We start from the raw sequence: 21,372 nt of genomic DNA on the forward strand, positions 1-21,372 counted from the left end.
CGGTCAGGCCGTGAGTGCGGCCGGGCAGCGCGCCCGAGGCCAGCGCTTGGAGTCGTCGTGCCGGTCGGCGGGGATGGCCATCATCTCGGCGACGACGATGGTCGGCAGCGGCGAGGCCAGATCGCGCACGAGGTCGCCGTCGAGGTCGTCCACGAGCCGTTCGGTGATCTGCCTGACACGCGGTTCCGAAGCGGCGATCCGGCGCGGGGTGAATGCCTTGGCCACCTTGCGCCGCAGCTGCGTGTGCTGCGGCGGGTCGCTGGTCAGCACCGTCCGAGCCGGCGGAAGCGACTTCAGCAGCCGCGCCAGCGGACCCGGCGCCTTCATCGCCGGGTTGAACGGGTTGTCCTCATAGCTCGCCGAGTTACCGAGGTCGGAGGAGAAGCGTTCGGCGTCGCGCAGTACGGCCACGACGTCGTCGTGCCGGCTGACCAGCCACAGATCGGGAGCGGGCAGATGGTGGACCGGTGCCACGTCGCGGAGCCAGGCATAGGCGGGGTAGGGGTTGGCGATGAAGTCCGGGCCGTTCAGGTCCAAGGGCGTCATGGCGATGCTCCGATCGCGGTCATCAGCGTGGAAACCCATTGCCGTACGAAGCGGTCGTCGTTCATCCCGCAGCGCCGGTGGCCGCGAAGATTGGATTCAATCCAAACTGGAACGCCTTTTCAGATCGACGACCCAAATCGGGGATGGGGTATTCATCGTTCGCGATGTTTTGGGCCGGGATGTGTGATGGTACGTCCGGGCGGTGGAGGCGCGCCGGGCAGGAGAGTGGTGGAAACACCGAGGAAACACGCTCGTGTGTTCAAGTGATCTCCGGCTTGACCGGTGGCGGCCATGGACGAGGGAAGGCGGAACGGAGATGTACAGGGTGCTCGGCGCTGCAATCGTGGTGCTGCTGGGCGGGGCGGCGTGCCATTCCGAGCCGCCGCGAAGCGACGCGGCGGAGGCCGGGGAGTCGTCGCAGCGGGCGCCGATCGTCCGGGATGACCTGCGTGACGCGTTCCGCCGTGTGGGGCTGGCGGGCGGTTTCGCGCTCGTGGACGTGTCCCAGGGGCGGACCACGGTGGTGGACCGGCAGCGGGCGGCGCAGCGGCGGATGCCGGCGTCCACGTTCAAGATCCCGCACAGCCTGATCGCGCTGGAGACCGGCGCCGTCAAGGACGAGAACGAGGTCGTCCCGTACGGCGGCGAACCCCAGCGGCTGCCCAAGTGGGAGCAGAACCAGAGCATGCGGGACGCCATCGCGATCTCCAACGTGGCGGTTTATCAGACGATCACCCGGCGCATCGGTGCGGTCCGGGAGAAGCAATGGCTGGAGCGCCTCGGGTACGGGGACCGCGAGGTCGGCACGGTGGACCGCGTCTTCTGGCGGGACGGGCCGCTGGAGATCTCGGCGATCGAGCAGGCGGAGTTCATGGGACGTCTGGCGAGCCGGCGGCTGCCCGCGTCCGCCGAGCACCAGCGCACTGTACGTGACATGGTGAAGGTCGAGGAGAAGAGCGGCTACGCGCTGTTCGGCAAGAGCGGCTGGGCCGATGCGCCGCGGCCGCAGGTCGGCTGGTGGGCGGGCTGGGTCGAGCGGGACGGCCATGTGTACGGTTTCGCGCTCACCATCGACATCGTCCGGGACGCCGACGCGGAGAAGCGGCTGCCGCTCGTACGCGACCTGCTCCACCGCCTCGGTGTCCTCCCGCGGACGTGAGACCCGCGTCGTCTATGTGCTGAACAAGCGGCTGCGCCTGGCGATCTCTTCCGCCGTGTTTCGGCGCCTGCGACGCGAAGGCGTTCGAGGTGCGCGCGTGCGCACTCGCGATTATGACGGTCGCCGTCTTGTTCGTCCCGGCGGCCTTCCTCCCGGCTAGGTGTGCGGATGGAAATATCGCGAGCCGACCTCGACGAGTACGCAGGCACCGCCGAGGACGGCGAGAATTGCGGCGAGCCGCGTTGGGTGGGGTGGTACCGGGTCACCTGCGCAACTCGCGATGGCGGCGTCGTGAGCCTGGCAATCGATGAGCCCCTGATCCCGATGGACGGTCGGCCGCGGCTCGTCGGCCCGGACTTCCGGGACACCTGGATCCAGGATTGAAACCGGACGGGACCAGGCCGCTCGTGCGTCAGTGCCGATCGGCGGCCTGCCGCAGCGCACTCCACGAGTGGTTGGCCTGCACGACGGTGAGGCCACCGGCCTCGGGGGCGGTGAACACGGTGACGGTGTCCCCGAACCGCGGCACCTGCAATGCGGTGTAGGCGGTCGGCACCCGGTCGGAGGTGCGTGCGGGGAGGCGCCGGTTCTCGTGCGCCCGGAGCACCGCTCCGTCCTCCAGCCGTACCGTCACCGCGCAGCGGTAGGCGCGCGACGTCTCGTTCGACTCGTACGTGCTGTGCCGCACGGTTCCGAGCCGCGGGCTCGGCTCGGCGGCGCAGAGGGCGCCGTACGCCGCGACGAGCCCGGCCCGCCGCGCGCGGCCGGCGGCCTCTCGCAGGTACCAGAAACAGGCTCCCGCCGTGGCGGCCACGGCGGGGAAGACCCCGGCGAGGGAGAGGGCGACGCCCAGCTCGTTCTCGCTCCCCGGTGCCGCTTCCGAGTGCACCACCCGGGACACCGTCCACGCGACGTACAGCGCGACACCCGCGGTGAGCAGCAGCGCGACGGCGAGCATCCCGGCGAGGCGGCGGGTGCTCGCCGGCGGTTCCGCGATACGGAGCGGGTCGGGGTCGAGGCGGGTCAGGTCCTCGCCGTCGCGCCGCACGATCACATACGTGGCGTTCACCGAGCCGACCACCGGCGTGGCCCCTCCTCCCGTCCGGAGCGCGGCGACCGTGTCCGGTACGGACGAACGATGCCGCGCGGGGCCCGCATGCTAGCCGACGCGAATGACGCGCCGGACGACCATTGCGTGAACGAGCGCCGCAGCGTGGTGGACGCGGACGGCGGTGATCGTCCGCCCGCCCCTGAGTTGCGGCGGTTCCATGCCGCAGCGCCGACTCTCGGGCCCGGACTTCGCGCGTCCATGCGCCTCCTGTGAATGGCCGGTGAATTGTCTTCGGGGCGCCCGCCGGGGCCGGGGCGCGCGGCTCGACGTCTTCGCGCGGGGCCTCCGGGTCACCGGTCCCGGCGACCAGGTGTTCGAGTTCCAGTGGGAGACCGTCACGTTCCTGCGGAGCGTCGGCCACAGCCACAAGAGCGGCACCGTCTGCAGCACGTATGTGTACGCGCTGATGGGTCGGGACCGCAGGGCGCTCGGCATCGGACCTCGCGGCGGCTCCTCGGACGCGCCCTCGGCCCGGCCTTCGAGAACCCGAAGGCGTGGGGCGAGACCATCGCCCCCTGCTCAGGAAAACACGAGCGGAATCGACCATCTGCGAATTCGCGATGAGACGCTGCGCGGTGCTGTGGCGGCCGACCTGGGCCTCGGCGTGGCAGGCCGTCCACCTCACTGACTTCACAAGCCTGACCATTCACCCGAGAGTGCGGGCACCGCCGGTTAACGTCACCCGCTCCCGGGTGAGGGCCCCCGACGTGACCGTAGGGGCGGTGGTGAATGAAATTGCGATTCAGGCGGGACCGTAATGTCACCCCACCCTTCGAAACGTTCCATAGCGCACCCTCGCCGTGATCGCGAGGTTTGTAACGCCTGCACTGTTATCCTGTCGCTCATCCTGTTGATCATGCGAGATCGGCGAACGACCCGAGGCCGGCGGCTGAAGAGAGGGCGGCGAACCTTTCGCACGCTGCCGGGCGTACCGGCCGCTGTCCGAGGAGCACTTCAGCGCGATGCCGAACTGCCAAGTGAACAGCCAGTTGTTCGGAGCCGCCCATGGGTAGGAGAGGCCCCGGGGCAGGATCCCGGCGAGACGGTGCACCGGTCGGCGGGGCGTTCGGACGCCTGGCGGGCAACTCCTTCCGCACGCCCGGCGGCCGCGGACCCCAACGAGGGCCCGGCGCACCGACCGGGGGACCTCGTTCCACTCCGAACAACCGCCCCGGAAGCAACTCGCCCCAGAACCGGCCCGGAAACGACCGAAGCAACGCCAAACCCAACGACACCAAGTCCACGACCAGGGACCCCATCGACGTGGCCAGCGGTGAGGTGCTGCTGAGCCAGGTCGACGCCACGATGTCCGGCGAACTTCCCTTGGTACTGGGACGTACCCACATATCCGGCTACCGTGCCGGGCAATGGTTCGGACGGTCATGGGCTTCGGCGCTCGACCAGTGTCTCGTCTTGGACGCGGAACACGTTCGCTTCTTCAACGATGAAGGCGCCGTCCTCAAGTACCCGCAAGCGCTGTTGCCCAACGTCCAATTTCGTCCGGTCGAGGGTCCGCAGTGGCCTCTGGTCCTCGTCCCTGGCGCCGGTTACACCATCACCGATCCGCAGCTCGGCAGGACCCTGCATTTTCCCGAGCCGAGTGAGGAGCACGGCTGGGCGCGGCTTCCGCTGGTCGCCATCACGGACCGCAACGGCAACCGCATCGATCTCATCTACGAGAACCAAGTCCTCGTAGAGGTCCACCACTCGGGCGGCTATCGAATCGCCGTGGACACATCGCCGGTCGACGCCGATGAAGCGGAACGGCGCATCACCGCGCTGCGCCTCATCTCCGACCGGAGCGAGCCGATCACATTGATGCGCTACCGGTACGACTCGGCGGGCGATCTCGCAGAAGTCGTCAACTCCTCGGGGCTGCCGCTGCGCTACAGCTACGACGATGAAGGCAGGCTGACCGAATGGGTCGACCGTAACGGCTTCTGGTACCGCTACGAGTACGACGACGCGGCCCGTGCCGTGCGGGGCATCGGCAAGGACGGCTACCTGAGCACCACCCTTGTCTACGAGCCGGAAGCACGCACCACCAAGGTCACCGATTCCCTCGGCCACACGACGATCTATCGTTACAACGACCTCCTCCAGGTGGTAGAGGAGATCGACCCGCTCGGCGCAGCGACGTACTCGGAATGGGATCGTTACGATCGTCTCCTGTCCCGCACCGACCCACTCGGACGCACGACGCGCTACACCTACGACGAACAGGGAAACCTCACCTCCGTCACCCGCTCGGACGGCAGCCGCAGCACCGCGGCCTATAACGACCTCAACCTCCCCGTAGAGATCGTCGAGAGCGGCATCGCCACCTGGCGGCAGGAGTATGACGAGCGCGGAAATCTCGTTCGCCTCGTCGACCCCGCAGGCGCGGCGACAACATATGGCCACGACGAACTCGGCCACCTCGCCGGCCATACCGACGCCCTCGGCAATCACACTCGAGTGGAGAGCAACGCAGACGGCGCCGCGACCCGTGTCACCGACCCGCTCGGTGCGGCGTACCGATCGTCCTATGACCCTCTGGGGCGCATTGCGGAGATCACTGATCCCCTGGGCGCGACAACACGCTTCGGCTGGTCCGTCGAAGGGAAGCTCGAATGGCGGGCCGCCCCCGACGGCTCCGTCGAACGATGGCGGTACGACCCCGAAGGCAACCTCATCGAACATGTCGACGCGATGGGGCAGAGCAGTCGTACTCTCTACGGCCCCTTCGACGTGCCGATCGCACAAATCCGTCCGGACGGCACACGCCTCGACTTCACCTACGACACCGAACTCCGCCTGACCGCGGTTACCAATCCGCAGAACCTTTCCTGGTCCTACGAATATGACGCCGCCGGAAACCTCGTCCGCGAAACCGACTTCAACGGACGGTCCATCGAGTACCGATACGATCCCGCCGGGCAGTTGACCTCCCGCACGAACGGGAACGGCAGCACCGTCTCGTTCATCCGTGATCGGCTGGGGAACGTCAGCGAACGGAGATCCGGCGACCGGATCACCACTTTCGCCTACGACGCCCAGGGACGGCTGGAACGGGCGAGGAACGCCGACGGCGAGATCAGGCTAGAACGAGACGCCGCCGGACGTGTCGTCGCGGAGATCCGCGACGAGATGGCCGTGACGTCCCGCTACGACGCCGCCGGACGCCGCACCCTGCGCCGGACGCCTCTGGGGGCGGAGAGCACGTGGTCCTATGACGCCGCCGGGCGACCGCTCACCCTGGACACCGGCGGTCAGCGCATCGCGTTCGCCCACGACCCCGCCGGGCGGGAGGTCCAGCGTCGCATCGGAGCCGGCGCGGTGCTCACTCAGCAGTGGGATCCCGTCGGCCGGCTCACGGCCCAGACCGTCTGGGGATCTCCGCCCGGCGTCCGCGACGGCGGTGCGGGCGGCCGGGCACGGCTCCTGCAGCACCGAACGTACGGCTACCGGTCCGACGGCAACCCGGTGTCCGTCGGTGACCGCCTCTCGGGCCCGCGCCGACTGCACCTGGACGCCGAGAGCCGCGTCACAGCCGTCCAGGCCCACGGCTGGAGCGAGCGTTACGCTTACGATCACGCCGGCAACGTCACCGACGCGACCTTGTCGACGCAGACCCCGCCGGGGACTCGCACCGACGAGTTCGCACTGGATGCACAGGGCCCCAGGGAATACCACGGCACCCTCATCGGCCGCGCCGGTCGAGTCCGCTACCAGCATGACGCACAAGGCCGGGTCGTCCTCAGGCAGCATGCGCGGCTGTCGTCCAAGCCGCTGACATGGCATTTCCACTGGGACGACGACGATCAGCTCACCGGTGTCGACACGCCCGACGGGCAGCGCTGGACCTATCACTATGACCCGCTCGGGCGCCGCATCGCCAAGCGGCGGCTCGCAGCCGAAGGGAACCGAGTCCTCGAGCAGTACTCCTTCACCTGGGACGGCACCGTCCTCGCCGAGCAGGTTCACCAGGTGTGGTCGCCCCAGCAGCAGGCGTTCACGGCACGGGCCGCTGTTTGGGAGTATGAGCCGGACGGCTACCGGCCGCTGAGCCAAACGGAAAGGGTTCCCGTCCGAGACGCCCCCCAGCAGTGGGTCGATCAGCAGTTCCACGCCATCGTGGCGGACCTGGTGGGCACGCCGACCGAACTGGTCGATGCGGGCGGGAGCATCGCCTGGCACCAGACGCAGAGCCTGTGGGGCGGCGGACTGCCCGGCGGCCCGCCGTCCCCCTGCCCGCTGCGCTTTCCGGGGCAGTATTTCGACCCGGAGAGCGGCCTCAACTACAACTATGAACGCTATTACGACCCGCATTCGGCACGGTACACGAGTGCGGACCCGCTCGGTCTGGCCCCGCAGCCGAACCCGCACGCCTACGTTCACAACCCGACACGTTGGGCCGATCCGCTCGGCCTCTCACCGTACGACTTCCAAAATAATGCGGCGGCATTCAAGCACTATTCGAAGCACTCAAAGGGAGTCGTGCTCGGAAATAATGGAAATGCGACGCCCAAGCCAGGCGGGCCGGACACGCCAGAGTTCACGAACTTCGGCGATTACCGCAATGCGGCCCGACAGTTCATGGGACGTGAAGTGCCGCCAGGCGTCGTTGATATGATCCGTCCGCGAGACGGCGCCGTGGTAAGATTCGATCCGGCTTCCGGACTCTTCGGAGTCCGAACCAATGACGGTATTATCCGTACCTTCTTCCGCCCGGACACCGGATTCGATTACTTCAGGGACCAGATCGTCTGATGAACGCCGAGACCAGCGACTTCCTGCGAGTGTACGAGGACGTCCTCCCGCAACGCGTGCGGGACCGGTACCGCAGCCCGGCCACTCTCCTTGACGCCTGGTCCCAATTCGTCGAGCTTTGCGTGAGCGGTTACCCGTACGGGTTCGATGAGTTCATCAATGATCTGGCAGTCCGCGACTTCATCGAATCCATCTCTGCGGACGCCCGTGTCCTGGAAAACTCCGCCCGCGCCGAATTCTATGCGACCGTCCAAAAGGTTGATGAGACCTTTAGATCTCTCCTTCAGCAAGGAGTTGACATCGGTTCCGCCGACCGACCTTGGTGGCGCCGCGGAGTGCTCAAGCGGGCAGGCGACGAGTATGTGCAGGACATGGAGGATCAGTTCGGTGTGCAAGTGGAAAGCATCTGAAACGCCGCTTCACGCCGACACTGCCCGCGATCAAGCCGGGCGCAACGATCCGCCCCAGGGAGCGGCGCCCTGTGGCCCCGGGCACCATGGCGGCCGGTGACTAGGGGCGGGCCCCGCTCGCGCAGGGAACGACGGTGCCGGTCGATTCCGTGTGGCGCTCCGGAGATCCCCTCTCGTGCGGGGAGGCCGGGCGCGTGAGCCGGCGGGTCATCTGAGCTGGAGGGGCAGGCGGGCAGCGTGCCAACCGTGCGCAGCAAGTACGGCCGAGTTCAGTGGGATCCGAGGCAAAGCCAGATGGCTGCGAACAAGCGCGGGCGGACGCCAGGTGACCATGGGTCTGGGGCTGCCGGTGGGTGTGTTCAGGGGGTGGCTGGTTTGCGGGCGGTGAGGAGGCGGGTCGGGACCCACGGGCTGCCCCACCATGCGCGCCAGCCGAGGTCGCGCACGTGGATGTCCTGGGCGTTCAGCCGGGCCAGCACCGCGGCGTATTCGCGGGGGGTCCGCGCCAGGTCGGCGATCAGCAGGCGGCCGCCCGGCCGCAGTACCCGGTACGCCTCGGCGATCGCTTGGGCGCGGGCGTTCGCGCCGACGATGGTGTGCACCGTCAGGCTGGACACGACCAGGTCGAAGCTTGCCTCCGCGTAGGGGAGTCTGCGCAGGTCGCCCCCTTGCACGTGGACGCGGTCGGCGACGCCTTCGGCGCGGGCGTTGCGGAGGGTCGCCGCCGGGGTGTTGCCGGACTGGTCCCGTCCGCGCCACAGGTCCACGCCGACCGCCCGGCCCTGCGGGAGGCGCCGGGCGGCGGCCAGCAGGACGGCGCCGCGTCCGCAGCCGAGGTCGAGGAGCCGTTCGTCGCCGCGCAGGTCCAGTTCGTCCAGCACGTCTCGCCAGACCAGGAACTTGCCGCGCAGTGTGGCGTGCAGGGTCAGAGTCAGGCATCCCGCCAGCAGGGTGCCGGAGACCAGCGCGGGCAGTGCGTCGGCCGGATCGGCGGTGACGGCCATCACCAGCCCGGTCACCCAGAACCCCAGCACGACCAGGCCCATGAAGCCGAACCCGTAGGGCGAATCGATCCCGTACCGCGCGCCAGGCATCCCGCCACTCTGCCACGAAACCAGCCGCTCGGGGGCTGGTTACGACGTACTGGTCCACCGCCGAACAACCTTTCCGCCGAATACCCGACTGAGCTGTACCGGTTTCGTGCAGGGGTTGAGATCAGCTCTCTGTTTCGCTGAGGCTCTCGCGCCTGCTTCTTTTGGCGTGCTCGGCGGATGAGGGGTGGTGGCGGTGGAGCGTCGCGCAGACGATGAGCGCTGGAAAGAAAGAGAAGTGCCGGTGGGGTATACCGGCGGTGCGGCTGTGGGGATCCGTGGACGGGCCGCGCAGCCATGGGAGTTGCATAAATTGCTAATAGCTGCCGCATTGTCGAACGCTCTCTCACGGCCGGACTCGGCGGCATGGGCGCAGTGGCGTCCGGTGAACGCGTCTTCAAAGCGGGCGGTCCGGTCGTTCACGTGGTGCGCCAGCGGGGGCCGATGACGGCTCCGGCGACGGCCAGGACGGCGGCGAGCGCGATCGTCCATGTGAATCCGGCGGCGGCGGCGAGTCCGAGGGCCGCCGAGCCGGCGACGGTGACGAAGATGCCCTCGATCGCCATCGGGACGGTGTAGTCGGTCGCCGCGGACGCGGGACGGGCGAGCGTCATGGACGTCGCGGCGATCCAGGTGACTTTCGCCCCGTAGACGATCGAGACGAGGGTCATGGCCGCGAGGGTCGGGACCAGGGGTGCGTGCCCGGCGGCGAGGGGGAGGAGGGCGGCGACCCCGGCGACGCCGAGCACGGCCATGACGAGGGGGGGACGTGCCCGTCCGTACCGGGTGACGGCCGCGCCGGTGGCGAGCGCCGCGACGACCTGGGCGCCGGTCGCCGCGGACGCGACCAGCGCGATGCGGTCGGTGGACCATCCGGCGGACAGCAGCATGGCGGGCTGGACGGCCGTCGCGAGCCACTCGCTGACGGCGAAGGCCGGGATCACCAGCAGTGCCCACGCGGCGGCCCGGCGGTCCCGGAACAGCGCGCCGAGCAGCGGTGGCCGGGGCGCCGCGGGGTCCGGGCCGTCCGGCTCGGGCGGTTCGGGGATGCGGGTGAGGACGGTGAGGGGGACGAGGTAGACGGCGGCGAGCGCGAGGAGCGTGACGGTCCAGCCCGCGTGCGAGTACAGCAGGAGGGCGCCGCTGGAGCCGATGAGGAGCGACGCGGAGGCCGACGCCATCTGCACGCCGTTGCCGACGCCGTGCTCGCTGCGCGGCAGGAGCCGCACCACCAGCCCGTTCAGCGCCGTGTCGTGGAACACCGACAGCCCCAGGAAGACGATCGTCAGGGCGAGCAGCGGCGGCAGGTCGGCGACCGGGTCGAGCGCGGCGAGTGCGGCCAGGGTCGCGACCAGCGGCGGCTGCGTCAGCAGCAGCCAGCCCCGGTAGCGGCCGAACCTGGAGGGGCGGGCGCGGTCGACGATCGGGGCCGTGAGGAACCGCAGGAAGTACACCGCGCCGAGCATGTTGATCGCGGCGACGGCTCCGAGCGGCACGTCCCCGGCGAGCAGGATCGTGCCGAGGGTGAGGAAGAAGAACGAGTAGCCGGTGTTGGCGACCAGGTAGAGGGCGCCGACGACCGCCAGGGCACGCCCGCGCGGTGCGGGCGCGCCGCGGGCGGTGTCGGCGCGGTGCGTCGCGGTCACGGGCGCGGCGCCGGGGGACCGGACGACGTGATGCGCCAGCTCTGCGTGTGCTCGTACTGGTCGTAGAGCCGGGCGAAGGCGCCGCCGGCGGCCCGCAGGTCCACCGGACGTCCGGTCTCGGTGACCCGGCCGTCCTCCAGGGCGACGACGTGGTCGGCGGCGGCCAGGGTGGCGGGCCGGTGCGCGATCACGATGACGGTGCGGTCCGGGTCGCGGGCGAGGCGCCCGATGGCCTGCCCGATCGCGCTCTCGCTCTCCGGGTCGAGCGCGGACGCGGCCTCGTCGATGAGGACGATCCGGGCGCGCTTGAGGAACGCGCGGGCGATGGACACGCGCTGCCGCTCGCCACCGGACAGCTGCGCGCCGCCCTCGCCGACGCGCGTGGCCCAGCCGTCCGGGAGCCGGTCGACGACCTCGTCCAGACGGGCCTCGCGGGCGGCGGCGTCGAGGTCGGCGCGGGTGGCGTTCGGGCGGGCCAGCCGCAGGTTCTCCTCGATGGTCGTGTCGAACAGGTACACGTCCTGGAAGACGATCGCGATGTCGTCGAGCAGGGCGGCGTGGTCGTACTCGCGGACGTCCCGGCCGCCGACCCGGACGTGCCCGGAGCCGGTGTCGTGGAACCGCGCGACGAGCCGCGTCACAGTCGTCTTGCCCGATCCGGACGGTCCGACGAGCGCGGTGGTGCTCCCGGCGGGGCAGCGGAACGACACGCCGGACAGCGCAGGCGCCGAGGCGTCCCCGTAGGCGAAGGTGACGTCGTCGAACTCGATGGAGGCGTCCGCGGCGCGGCGCACGGGGTGCGCGGCCCGCGGCAGGGCGGGGGTGCGCAGAACGCCCTCCACCCGGCCCACGTTGTTCACCATCGCCCGCAGCGCCCCGTCCAGTTCGATCAGCGTGCCGAGCGGCTCCAGGAACCGGACGGCGAGGACGAGCAGCGCGACGGTGTCGGGGACGCCGAGGCCCTCGGAGACCAGCAGGTGCGCGCCGAGCACCAGGACCGCGACGAACCCGGCCATGACCACGCCGGTGAAGCCGAGGTCGGGGAACATCGCCCGGTTGAGGCCGCGCCGGTAGCTGCTGCGGTGCTCGTCGAGGGCCTCGCGCATCCGGTCGCCGCCCGTCCCGCCGCGGCCCGCGGCTCGCAGCACCGGCTGCGCCTGGCCGACCTCGATCGCGCGGCCCGCGATCTCGGTGGCGGCCGCGTGCAGGTCCTTCTCCGCGGCGGTCGATACCCGGCCGGACCAGCGCAGCGTCACGTACGCGAACGGCGCGACGGCGACGAACAGCAGCGCGAGCCGCCAGTCGACCGCGAAGGTGACGCAGGCGATGGTGGTGGGCACGAGGACGGACGTCAGGGCGGGCTGCCCGATCGTCACGGCGAGCGTGCCGATGGCGCCGGCGTCCGTCGTGATCGTGCGGGCGAGCCGCGCCTTGCGTTCGGTCGTGAACCAGCCGAGCGGCAGCGTCGTCGCGTGCTCCATCAGCCGGTGCCGCAGCCGGGCCGTCATCTGCATGGCCGCGGCGAATCCGACCGGGACGGCCAGCACGGTCAGCACCGCGTACACGGTCAGGCCCGCGCCGCCCGCGACGAGCCACGGGACGGCCGCGCCGACGTCCGGTTCGGGGCGCAGCAGCGCCCGCAGGATCGGGACGAGCGCGCCGAGCAGCAGGCCCTGCAGGACGGCGAGGACGGCGGTGAGCACGCCCAGCCGGGCGATCAGCCCGGGCTGCGGCAGCAGCCGGTACAGCTTGCGGATCACGTGTCGGCTCCGTTCTGCTGGGCGCGCCACATGCGGGCGTACAGCCCGTCGCGGGCGATGAGGTCGTCGTGGGCGCCGGTCTCGGCGACGTGCCCGCCGTCGAGGACGATGATCCGGTCGGCGCCCCGGATGGTGTGCAGGCGATGCGCGATGACCAGTACCGTTTTGCCCGCGGCGAGCGTGGACAGGGCTTCCTGGACGGCGTCCTGGCTGTCGGGGTCGAGTGCCGCGGTGGCCTCGTCGAGGACGACGATGGGCGCGTCCGACAGGATCGCGCGGGCGATCGTCAGCCGCTGGCGCTCGCCGCCCGACAGCCCGGCGCCGTCGGTGCCGAGCACGGTGCCGTAGCCGTCCGGGAGCCGCTCGATGACGTCGTGGATCTGCGCGGCCTCCGCCGCGCGCCGCACGTCCCGGAGGTCGGCGTCCGGCCGTCCCACGCGGATGTTCTCGGTGACGGTGTCGCGCAGCAGCGCCACGTCCTGGAACACCAGCGACATCGACGACAGCAGCACCTCGGCCGGGATCTCGCGGACGTCGGCGCCGCCGATCCGGATCGCGCCGCCGGTCACGTCGTAGAACCGGGGCAGCAGGCTCGCAATGGTCGACTTGCCCGCGCCGGACGGTCCGACGAGCGCGGTGACGGTGCCCGGTTCGCACACGGCCGTGACGTCGGTGATCGCGTCGGTGACACCGTCGTAGGAGAACGACACGCGGTCGAACTCGATGCGGTGGCCGTCCGGGAGCCGCGGCGCGGCCGGTTGCGGCAGCGGCTCCCGGGACAGCAGGGCGTCGATGCCGGTGGCGGCCATCCGTCCCTGCCGCAGGCCCTGGCCGCCCTGGACGGCCGGGACGATCGACGTCGGCAGGCCGATCCCGACGATGAGGAACGGCAGCAGGTCGGCCGCGGGGAGCCCGCCGGACGCGACGAGCGGCACCCCGGCGGCCAGGACCACGGCGAGGACGGCGGGCTCGCAGGCCAGCAGGCGGGAGAAGGCCGAGCTGATCCGGGTCTCGGCCACCCAGAGGCGCATCGCCTCGGTGTGCTCGGCGACCGCGTCCCCGAAGCGGCCGAGGGCGGTGTCGCCGCCGCCGAACGTCTTGACGACCGTGATCCCGTCGGCGTACTCGACGACGGTGGTGTTGATGCGTCCGGTGGCCGCGGCCAGCCGGGTCAGGTGCGCGGACATGGAGCGCATCGCGACCCGGTAGGCGACCAGCATCGCGGCCGGGACCGCGGCGGTGACCAGCGCCATCCGCCAGTCGACGAACGCCAGGTAGGCCAGCCCGACCGCCATCGCCGTGACCGCGCCGACCAGTTCTCTGAGCGAGTGCGCGATGAGCTGGTGCATCTCCTCCAGGTCGTCGGTCATGGCCTTCTTCACCTGGCCTGACCCGGCGGAGCGGAACCAGCCGAGCGGCAGGATCCCCAGGTGCCGGACGATCCGGACCCGGATGTGGTGCAGGATCGCGGCGTCCGCGTAGTGCCCGAGGCGAGAGGACGCGAAGAGCAGCAGCAGCCGCAGGACCGCGCCCGCCGCGCCGACGGCGACCCACGTCCAGACGGTGCCGGCGGAGGCGCCGGCGAGCGCGGCGCGGGCGATCTCGGCGATGGCGATGTAGGGGGCCAGCCCGGCGGCCGTGCCCGCCGCCGACAGGGCGGTGCAGCCGATCAGGTGGGGACGGACGGGACGCAGCAGCCGTCCCAGCGCGCCCGTCCGCACGAGCCGCGCCATGTCGGTATCGGTGTCAGGAGGCGGGGCGGGCGGGGGTGCCGCGGCGGCGTCGGCGGACGCCGTATCGGTGATCGTCACGAGCGTGTTCCTTAGGGAAGGCTATCCTCGCCTCGATCCTCGGAGTTAAAGTCGTCTTCATGTCAAGCGACGACACGGTCCCGATCGGTGAGGCCGCCGCCCTGTACCGGCTGGCGCCGTCCACGCTGCGCTGGTGGGAGCGGCAGGGCGTGGTCGCGCCCACCGCCCGGCGCGGCGGCAGGCGGTTCTACGGGGAGGACGACCTGCGCCGGCTCGGCCTCGCCTACCTGTGCCGCGTCGTCGGCATGATGCCGCTCGACGGCGCGGCGGTCGTCGTGTCCGGCACGGCCGACCTGGAGACCTGGCGGCGCACGATGCGCGCCGAGATCGACCGCCTGGACGAGCGGGTCGAGCGGCTCACCGCCGCCCGCGACTACCTGAACCATCTCCTGCGGTGCGAGGACGACGACATCATCCGGTGCTCGTACCTCGACGCGGAGCTGGAGACCCGCACCCCGCTCGGCCGCCGCGCCCGCACCGATCTCGTCACGGCGGCACGCGCCCGTGACGTAAAGGCGGATGGCCCGCGTGACGAAAATGCCGGCCCGGTCTGCCCGTCCTGTGGCGGTGCCGTCGAGCGCCCCGCGCGCGGACGCCCGCGCACGTACTGCTCGTCCAGCTGCAGGCAACGCGCCTACCGCACCCGGCTCAGAGCTGTTCCTTCACGAACGAGGGGCGAGTCCGGTTAGGCGGGTTGCCGCCCGTCAGGCCCTCAATGAACCGCACGTGAGAAGAGAGTGCAGGGGGCGTGCGCCCGGACGACGTGGAAGATGTGCAGCGGTGCCCCACAGGGTCGGCAGTCCGCTGCCAGGCGGAGCCGCTGTGGTGGACCGACAACCAGGGGAGAAGCGGTCGACCACAGCGGCATCTGGAGGGGCTAGTGGCTTCCGGCGAGTTCGCCGGACAGCGTGCCGTGCATCTTGGCGCTCGGCTCGTTCAGGCCGATGATCTCGACGGTCTTGCCGCGCTGTTCGTACTCGGTGGTGACGGCGTCGAGGGCCGCGACGGTGGAGGCGTCCCAGATGTGGGCGTCGGTGAGGTCGATGGTGATGTGGTCGGGGTCGCCGGTGTAGTCGAACTGGTAGACGAGGTCGTTGCTGGAGGCGAAGAACAGTTCGCCGGTGACGGCGTAGACGACGCGTCCGCCGTCGGGGTCGGTGACGGACGAGACGTTGACCAGGTGCGCCACCCGGCGGGCGAAGATCACCATCGCGGTGATCGTGCCGACGACGACGCCGATGGCCAGGTTGTGGGTGGCCACGACGGCGGCGACGGTGACGAGCATGACGAGGGTCTCGCCGAGCGGCATGCGCTTGAGGGTGGCGGGCTGGATCGAGTGCCAGTCGAAGGTGCCGACCGACACCAGGACCATGACGGCGACGAGCGCGGCCATCGGGCTGTCGGACACGATCGGGCCGAACACGATGCACAGCACCATCAGGAACGCCCCGGCCAGGAAGGTGGAGAGCCGGGTGCGGGCGCCGTTCTTGACGTTGATCATCGTCTGGCCGATCATCGCGCAGCCGCCCATGCCGCCGAAGAAGCCGGTGACGATATTGGCGATGCCCTGCCCGATCGATTCGCGCGTCTCGTTGGAGCGGGTGTCGGTGATGTCGTCGACGAAGTGTCGACCCCGGCGATGATCGAGAACGAGATCGCCTCGGGGATCAGCGCCAGCGCCACGACCAGGCCCGGGCCTATCTCGCCGATGCGCCCGACGACATCACGTGCGTCGTCGCCGACGTGCTTGAGGAGCCGACCTTCGGTGGGAACTCGCAATCCCGGCAGTCCCGTGTCGGCGCCGTCACCGCTCCTGTGGACCCTCGTGCGCAGCACAGCCCGCCGGATTGAGAACCGTGGCACTGTGATGAGCTGTCGCGTCGCAAGCGACCGACTTAGTCTTCTTTTACGAGAGGGTATATTCAGGGCGCCGCAGACGGTGACGCATGCGGCATGGCCGCTGCCGCGTCACCACACAAATAATGGCGCTCCACCACAACGAGCTTCACGGAACGGATCGCAGTGGGTGCACGATTTGAAGAACTCGACTGGCGCACGACGCCCGTGGGCGTCGTCAGTCTGCGGCGTCGGCGGGATCCCGCGCTGGGCGTCGATGTCTACGAGATCAAGCTCGATGACGACTTCCTGATGTCGAGCCTGTGGACGGTCGGCGAGACCGAACTCGCCCGGCTCGGGCTGGCGGCGTCGTCCGAGGTCGAGGACGGCAGCGGCCTTGACGTCGTCGTCGGAGGGCTGGGGCTCGGTCACACGGCCCTGGCCGCCCTCGAGGACGCCCGGGTGCGCTCGCTCGTCGTGGTGGAGGCGCTCGGTGAGGTGATCGAGTGGCATCGCGCCGGACTGGTCCCGCTCGGAGAGCGGCTCTCCTCCGACGCCCGCTGTCGGCTGGTGCAGGGCGATTTCTTCGCCTTGGCGGAGTCCGGGCTGGATCCGCAGACGCCCGGAGCCCGCTTCCACGCCGTCCTGCTGGACATCGACCATTCGCCGCGTCACGTCCTCACTCCCGCCAACGCGGCGTTCTACCGGCCAGGGCCGCTGCGGCGCCTGGCGGAGCAGCTCCATCCCGGTGGCGTCTTCGCCCTCTGGTCGAACGACCCGCCCGACGACGCGTTCATCGCCCTGCTCGGCGAAGCGTTCGCCGAGGTGACCGCGCACGTCGTCGAGTTCCCCAACCCCGTCCAGGGCGGCACCTCGGCCAACACCGTCTACGTCGCACGCACACACGCGGAAAGCCGAGCCCTCCAGCCGTGAACGATTCCTCCACCACCGACCCCGAGTCCTGCGCGAACGCACTCACCTGGCCGGGGCGCTGGACGCACTGCGCGCAATGCGCCAGGACGTCGTCACCACCGAAACCCAGGTGACCGCGGCGACCGAGGACAACGACAACTTCGCCGAGCGGTTGCTCAGCGGCGAGCGCGCAAGCAGCGCGCCCTGCCCCCGGCGGACATGCCCGACGTCCCGTTGTTCTCCGGCCGCCTCACCTTCGAGCCCGGTGTGATCCAGGCTGTGGACTAGTACCTGGTCGGCGGTGCCATGTCAGGCGACCGGCTCCACATCGGGCGGCGGCACATCCACCACCGCCGAACTCGCCCGCTACGAGGACGAGCCGCTCGCCGGCGACGGTGCCCGGACGGGCGGGGCCGACGCCTTCCTGTCGGTCGAGATCGAACGCCCCAGGTCCGGGCCGATACGCGACATGGACCACCACGAAGGTGACCAAGGCTGCCAGGAACGGCCCCGAACCGCCTTCACGGCGACGACCCCACCGGGCTTGAACCGTCCGCCCAGCAGGCCGAACACCGGTCCCGAAGCGAAACCGCCCAGCGCGAACCGCGCCCCGTTCAACACCCGCTTGACCGGCGAGACTCTCCGCCCGCCAATCCATATGCGCGAGGGCCCTAGTCGTCACCAAGGACGCCACCATGGCTCAGGCCGACGCGACCACGGCACAGAGATACAACCGGATGACACCGGGGAGTCCGAACATGCGCCGTCCAAGAAGCCGAGACGGCAGGGGGCGGCCGATAGTGCGGCGCTTCGAGATCACCGCCAAGGTGAGGGCGGGAAGCAAGAGCCCGCGCACGATGACGGTGACCATCGAAGACCAGGAGCTCACCTTACTCTCTCGTAAGATTAGGGATGGGCGGATATCCCGGAATCGTCGGCTCTTCGGGATGTCGACCCGACAGCGGTGGCCGGGCAGCACTACGCACCAGAAGATGGAAAGCTTGGCCGACGGTATGGATCACCCGTCTCCGGTATGACGAGCCGGTGGCGCGAGGAGGAACGCGATGGGCGGCAGGCACATGCAGATCGGCGAGGTCGCCGACCGGACCGGCTTGAGCCTGCGCACCATCCGTCACTACGAGGACGTCGGCCTGGCCCTCCCCACGGCCCGCTCGCAGGGCGGCTTCCGCCTCTACACCGACGACGATGTCGCCCGCCTCCTGGTCATCAAGCGGATGAAGCCCCTCGACTTCACGCTCGAGGAGATGCGCGACCTGCTGACCATCCTCGACGACCTGCAGTCCGCCGACACCGACGAGGCCACCAGGACCGACCTCGCGAAACGCCTCGCCGTCTACCGCACGCTGGTCGAAGAACGCTGCGCGAAGATCCGCGCCCGCCTGTCCGACGCCGAGCAGTTCTCCGCCGAACTCTCCGCCGAGCTACGCAAACACCGCTCGTAACCCGACCTCGGGCGTCACGAGAACGCCCGGGATTTGCGCGAGATGGGACAGTGACGTCGGATCCAGGCCGACGTGGGCGGTGACGGAGCTCGGCAGCATGAACGCGACGCCCGCCAGCCCGTGTGTCAGCATGGCGACCCCGCGGTACGGACGCCCACCACGATCCCAACCTCGCGAGGGCTGAGAAACGCCTGGGCGGAGCCGATGAGCAGGTAAGAGATGGCGATCACTGCCAGCACGCCTACGACGATCCAACTGGCGGTCGAATGGAACAGGCCGTGGTGGGCCGCCCGCGCCAGGGCGCTGCCTCCGGCGAATCAGAACGTCATGTGCCAGGCGCTGATGACACCGGACGCCCGAAGCAGCGCCAGCGCACAGGCCAAGGCGACCAGCGCCAGGACCAGGTTGGTGATCGCCTCCACAGCCCTCGTATATCCCGATTCCCGTAGTGCGATCTCATCCGGCTCGGCCACCGATACCGGCAACGTCCAGGCAGGTGGTGAGCTGGCGCAGCCGCTGCGGGGCGTGGTCGGCCGCCAGCGCCACGGCGGCGGGAAGGACCGCCCCCAGCCCGAGCCCCGTCAACACCCTGGTGATGCTGAGGACGGGTACCGACTGCCGGGGCAGCGTCAGCGCCGTCAGCAAAGTGGCGACAGCAAAGAACACCACCCCGGAGATGAGCAGGCGGCGCCGTCCGACCCTGGCGCTGAGCGGCCCGGAGGCCAGGTAGCCCACGACGACGCCCAGGTTGGTCAGGACCAGCGGGGCGGTGAACGCGGCTTCGGACGAATCCCACTGCTCGCCCAGAGCGGGGACGGAGAACGCGAGCGCGGCGGCGTCGAACCCGTCGACCAGAACCGCCGCGAAGGCGAGGGCGACGGTCGTCCACAGGACACGGCCATCGTGCGCGCGGGAACCGGCAGCGGTCATCGGACGCCTTCCCCGCCGAACACGACGGCATGGGCCGCGGTGAACAACGGCGAGGCGGAGTCGCCGAACGCGGCCCCCGTCGCCACATGGTCGGTCTCCGGCAGCGCGACGGTGACCGGGCGATGGCCGGCCTCTTCCAGCGTTCGTACCAGCAGATCGCCGTGCTGCTTGAAGAAGCCGTCGTCCTGCGCCTTATGGTTCGGCTCCGGATCGCCGTAGGAGACCACGACTCCCGCAGGAGCGCGGACGATCCTGCCGACGGGGCTGAGCCGGTCGGCCTCCTGCGGAGTCAGGCCGGGTTCCTCCCACAGATCGGTGGGAGCGCTCATGCAGACCGCGCCGATCACCCGGGAGGAGGCTTCCGGCTCCGGGGCCGCCGCCCTCGACACGGTGGTCCAGTCGGTCATCGTGACCATGGCGGTCAGGTGAGCGCCCGCCGAATGCCCGGCCACCGTGATCCGCTCCGGGTCACCGGCTGTTGGCCGACCAGGCCCGCACCGGCGGCGTCCGCAGCTGGACGACGTCCTCATGTTCGTCTGCGACGGGCGAGTCACGTGCCTCGCTTCGCAGCGCGGTCGTCGGGGGCGCGACGGCGCAGCCTCGCATCGTGGATGTGCGGTGGCACGTACGCCACGTCCATCGGTCCAACGTCGGTTCCCGGCGGGACGATGTCGTCGATGCGGTCGAGGAGGTCGTCGTCGAGGGAGGTGCCGGTTCCCGCGAGAATGTCGTCGAGCTGTTCCATGGTGCGCGGTCCGATGATCGCCGAGGTCACCATGGGGTGGGCGATGACGAACGCCAGTGCGAGGTGGGTCAGTGGCAGCCCGGCCTCTTCGGCGACCGGGACGAGCGCTTCAACGGCGTCCAGCTTGCCTTCGTCGGTCATGTGTCGCGGTACCCAGCGCAGCTGGGCCGCCGACGGTGTTTCCCCGCCGCGCTTGCGGAAACGGCCGGTGAGCAATCCCATCGCCAGCGGGCTCCACACCAGGGTGCCCAGGCCGTAGCGCCGGCAGACAGGGAAGACCTCACGTTCGGCGCCCCTGTTGAGGATCGAGAAGTGCGGCTGCTCGGTCCGGAACCGGGCCAGGCCGCGTCGTTCGGATGTCCATTGGGCTTCGACGATCTCCGAAGCCGGCAGGTTGGAGTGGCCGATGGCCCGAACTTTTCCCGAGCGGAGCAGATCGGTCAGGGCGCTCAGGGTTTCCTCGATGTCGGTTCCCGGGTCGGGGTGGTGGACCTGGTAGAGGTCGATGTGGTCGACGCCGAGCCGGCGCAGGGACGCTTCGGCGGCGGAGACGATCCAGCGGCGGGAGCTGCCGCGCTGGTTGGGGCCGGGGCCCATCGGGCCGTTAAACTTGGTGGCGACGATGACGTCGTCCCGGCGACCGCGCAACGCCTTCCCGACGATCTGCTCGGACTCGCCTTCGCCGCCGTACACGTCGGCGGTATCGATGACGTTGATCCCGGCGTCGAGCGCGCGGTGGATGATGCGTACGCACTCATCGTGGTCGGGGTTGCCGGCTCGCCCGAATCGCATGGTGCCCAAGGTGTAGGGGCTGACGTGGACGCCGGTTCGACCGAGTGGGCGTGTGTGCATGGGGCTGTCTCCTGCCTGATGTCCGTGGTGGTCGAACGGCGTCAGTTCTGGGCGCACTTGGCGGCGACGTCGAGGATCCAGGTGATGCCGAAGCGGTCGGTCAGGGCCGTACGGGCTTGACCGCGGAAGTTCAGGTGGGCGACAGCGTTCACCGACATGGTGGTCTGATCCTTCACGAGAGGCTTCACCGCCGAGGGGTTCCGGCGACGGGAGTCAATGTGCCGGCAGTACCGGTCAGGGAATGTCCGCTACTCGGGGCAGTCTGGGAAAAATTCCGACCGCCTCGTCGGCCGTGAGCTCCGGTCTCCTGCTCTCGCTACCGTCCCTGCTGCGGGGCACGGGCCCGTC

Annotated in this window: 16 protein-coding genes and 1 pseudogene; 7 read left to right on the top strand and 10 right to left on the bottom strand. The window is 70.0% G+C overall.

Annotated elements, in window-relative coordinates:
• Positions 1-3: 3 nt before the first annotated feature.
• Complete coding sequence (locus AB0L25_RS14600; RefSeq protein WP_500172056.1) at positions 4-546, bottom strand: cytochrome P450 family protein; 543 nt, start codon at positions 544-546, stop codon at positions 4-6.
• A 316-nt stretch (positions 547-862) separates the two neighbouring features.
• Here AB0L25_RS14600 and AB0L25_RS14605 point away from each other — a divergent pair, with 316 nt between their 5' ends.
• Together AB0L25_RS14605 and AB0L25_RS14610 are read left to right on the top strand one after the other, a co-directional pair.
• A complete protein-coding gene (locus AB0L25_RS14605; RefSeq protein WP_500172058.1) occupies positions 863-1,705 on the top strand; it encodes a penicillin-binding transpeptidase domain-containing protein in 843 nt (280 codons plus the stop codon).
• A gap of 168 nt (positions 1,706-1,873) precedes the next feature.
• Complete coding sequence (locus AB0L25_RS14610) at positions 1,874-2,089, top strand: hypothetical protein (RefSeq protein ID WP_500172060.1); 216 nt, start codon at positions 1,874-1,876, stop codon at positions 2,087-2,089.
• A 28-nt stretch (positions 2,090-2,117) separates the two neighbouring features.
• On the opposite strand, the gene AB0L25_RS14615 is transcribed toward AB0L25_RS14610, so the two are convergent.
• On the bottom strand, positions 2,118-2,774 hold the full coding sequence (locus AB0L25_RS14615; RefSeq protein WP_500172062.1) for a hypothetical protein: 657 nt from the start codon (positions 2,772-2,774) through the stop codon (positions 2,118-2,120).
• Positions 2,775-4,079: 1,305 nt separating this feature from the next.
• Here AB0L25_RS14615 and AB0L25_RS14620 point away from each other — a divergent pair.
• Positions 4,080-7,568: an RHS repeat-associated core domain-containing protein gene (locus AB0L25_RS14620; RefSeq protein WP_500172063.1), complete on the top strand. Its 3,489-nt coding sequence runs from the start codon at positions 4,080-4,082 to the stop codon at positions 7,566-7,568.
• Positions 7,568-7,978 (top strand): hypothetical protein, encoded by a 411-nt coding sequence (locus AB0L25_RS14625; RefSeq protein ID WP_500172065.1) that lies wholly within the window; start codon positions 7,568-7,570, stop codon positions 7,976-7,978. Before AB0L25_RS14620 ends, AB0L25_RS14625 begins: the two co-directional genes overlap by 1 nt.
• A 359-nt stretch (positions 7,979-8,337) precedes the next feature.
• On the opposite strand, the gene AB0L25_RS14630 is transcribed toward AB0L25_RS14625, so the two are convergent.
• The 4 genes from AB0L25_RS14630 to AB0L25_RS14645 all read right to left on the bottom strand — a co-directional run bounded on the left by AB0L25_RS14630 (position 8,338) and on the right by AB0L25_RS14645 (position 14,286).
• Positions 8,338-9,072: a class I SAM-dependent methyltransferase gene (locus AB0L25_RS14630; protein WP_500172067.1), complete on the bottom strand. Its 735-nt coding sequence runs from the start codon at positions 9,070-9,072 to the stop codon at positions 8,338-8,340.
• A gap of 416 nt (positions 9,073-9,488) precedes the next feature.
• The gene (locus AB0L25_RS14635; protein ID WP_500172069.1) at positions 9,489-10,715 is read right to left on the bottom strand and encodes an MFS transporter; all 1,227 of its coding nucleotides are present in this window, start codon (positions 10,713-10,715) and stop codon (positions 9,489-9,491) included.
• Positions 10,712-12,475 carry an ABC transporter ATP-binding protein gene (locus AB0L25_RS14640; protein WP_500172071.1) on the bottom strand — a complete coding sequence of 588 codons (1,764 nt, stop codon included), beginning with the start codon at positions 12,473-12,475 and terminating at the stop codon, positions 10,712-10,714. Before AB0L25_RS14640 ends, AB0L25_RS14635 begins: the two co-directional genes overlap by 4 nt.
• Positions 12,472-14,286, bottom strand: a complete 1,815-nt coding sequence (locus AB0L25_RS14645; RefSeq protein WP_500172073.1) for an ABC transporter ATP-binding protein — start codon at positions 14,284-14,286, stop codon at positions 12,472-12,474. The genes AB0L25_RS14640 and AB0L25_RS14645 overlap by 4 nt, the downstream gene beginning before the upstream one ends.
• Positions 14,287-14,345: 59 nt before the next feature.
• Here AB0L25_RS14645 and AB0L25_RS14650 point away from each other — a divergent pair, with 59 nt between their 5' ends.
• Positions 14,346-14,975: a MerR family transcriptional regulator gene (locus tag AB0L25_RS14650; RefSeq protein ID WP_500172074.1), complete on the top strand. Its 630-nt coding sequence runs from the start codon at positions 14,346-14,348 to the stop codon at positions 14,973-14,975.
• Positions 14,976-15,163: 188 nt separating this feature from the next.
• Here the strand turns inward: AB0L25_RS14650 and AB0L25_RS14655 are convergent.
• A pseudogene (locus AB0L25_RS14655) lies at positions 15,164-15,907 on the bottom strand (SulP family inorganic anion transporter); the annotation flags it as partial.
• Between the two features lie 401 nt (positions 15,908-16,308).
• On the opposite strand from AB0L25_RS14655, the gene AB0L25_RS14660 reads away from it, so the two are divergent.
• On the top strand, positions 16,309-17,055 hold the full coding sequence (locus AB0L25_RS14660; protein WP_500172076.1) for a polyamine aminopropyltransferase: 747 nt from the start codon (positions 16,309-16,311) through the stop codon (positions 17,053-17,055).
• A gap of 1,043 nt (positions 17,056-18,098) precedes the next feature.
• Positions 18,099-18,497 carry a MerR family transcriptional regulator gene (locus tag AB0L25_RS14665; RefSeq protein WP_500172077.1) on the top strand — a complete coding sequence of 133 codons (399 nt, stop codon included), beginning with the start codon at positions 18,099-18,101 and terminating at the stop codon, positions 18,495-18,497.
• A gap of 456 nt (positions 18,498-18,953) precedes the next feature.
• Here AB0L25_RS14665 and AB0L25_RS14670 read toward each other — a convergent pair whose 3' ends face one another.
• From AB0L25_RS14670 to AB0L25_RS14680, 3 genes are all read right to left on the bottom strand, one after another.
• Positions 18,954-19,427, bottom strand: coding sequence for an MFS transporter (locus AB0L25_RS14670; protein WP_500172079.1), 474 nt, complete (start codon positions 19,425-19,427; stop codon positions 18,954-18,956).
• On the bottom strand, positions 19,424-19,843 hold the full coding sequence (locus AB0L25_RS14675; protein WP_500172081.1) for a hypothetical protein: 420 nt from the start codon (positions 19,841-19,843) through the stop codon (positions 19,424-19,426). Before AB0L25_RS14675 ends, AB0L25_RS14670 begins: the two co-directional genes overlap by 4 nt.
• Positions 19,844-19,977: 134 nt before the next feature.
• On the bottom strand, positions 19,978-20,964 hold the full coding sequence (locus AB0L25_RS14680) for an aldo/keto reductase (RefSeq protein WP_500172083.1): 987 nt from the start codon (positions 20,962-20,964) through the stop codon (positions 19,978-19,980).
• Between the last annotated feature and the right edge of the window lie 408 nt (positions 20,965-21,372).

This window comes from Spirillospora sp. NPDC052242 (assembly GCF_040679555.1).
Lineage (GTDB): Bacteria > Actinomycetota > Actinomycetes > Streptosporangiales > Streptosporangiaceae > Spirillospora.

What these genes read in the sequence shown, in the direction of transcription:
- AB0L25_RS14600 (WP_500172056.1), bottom strand. Translation starts at nt 546, where the DNA reads ATGACGCCCTTGGACCTGAACGGCCCGGACTTCATCGCCAACCCCTAC.
- AB0L25_RS14605 (WP_500172058.1), top strand. Translation starts at nt 863, where the DNA reads ATGTACAGGGTGCTCGGCGCTGCAATCGTGGTGCTGCTGGGCGGGGCG.
- AB0L25_RS14610 (WP_500172060.1), top strand. Translation starts at nt 1,874, where the DNA reads ATGGAAATATCGCGAGCCGACCTCGACGAGTACGCAGGCACCGCCGAG.
- AB0L25_RS14625 (WP_500172065.1), top strand. Translation starts at nt 7,568, where the DNA reads ATGAACGCCGAGACCAGCGACTTCCTGCGAGTGTACGAGGACGTCCTC.
- AB0L25_RS14630 (WP_500172067.1), bottom strand. Translation starts at nt 9,072, where the DNA reads ATGCCTGGCGCGCGGTACGGGATCGATTCGCCCTACGGGTTCGGCTTC.
- AB0L25_RS14650 (WP_500172074.1), top strand. Translation starts at nt 14,346, where the DNA reads ATGTCAAGCGACGACACGGTCCCGATCGGTGAGGCCGCCGCCCTGTAC.
- AB0L25_RS14665 (WP_500172077.1), top strand. Translation starts at nt 18,099, where the DNA reads ATGGGCGGCAGGCACATGCAGATCGGCGAGGTCGCCGACCGGACCGGC.
- AB0L25_RS14670 (WP_500172079.1), bottom strand. Translation starts at nt 19,427, where the DNA reads ATGACCGCTGCCGGTTCCCGCGCGCACGATGGCCGTGTCCTGTGGACG.
- AB0L25_RS14675 (WP_500172081.1), bottom strand. Translation starts at nt 19,843, where the DNA reads ATGGTCACGATGACCGACTGGACCACCGTGTCGAGGGCGGCGGCCCCG.
- AB0L25_RS14680 (WP_500172083.1), bottom strand. Translation starts at nt 20,964, where the DNA reads ATGCGATTCGGGCGAGCCGGCAACCCCGACCACGATGAGTGCGTACGC.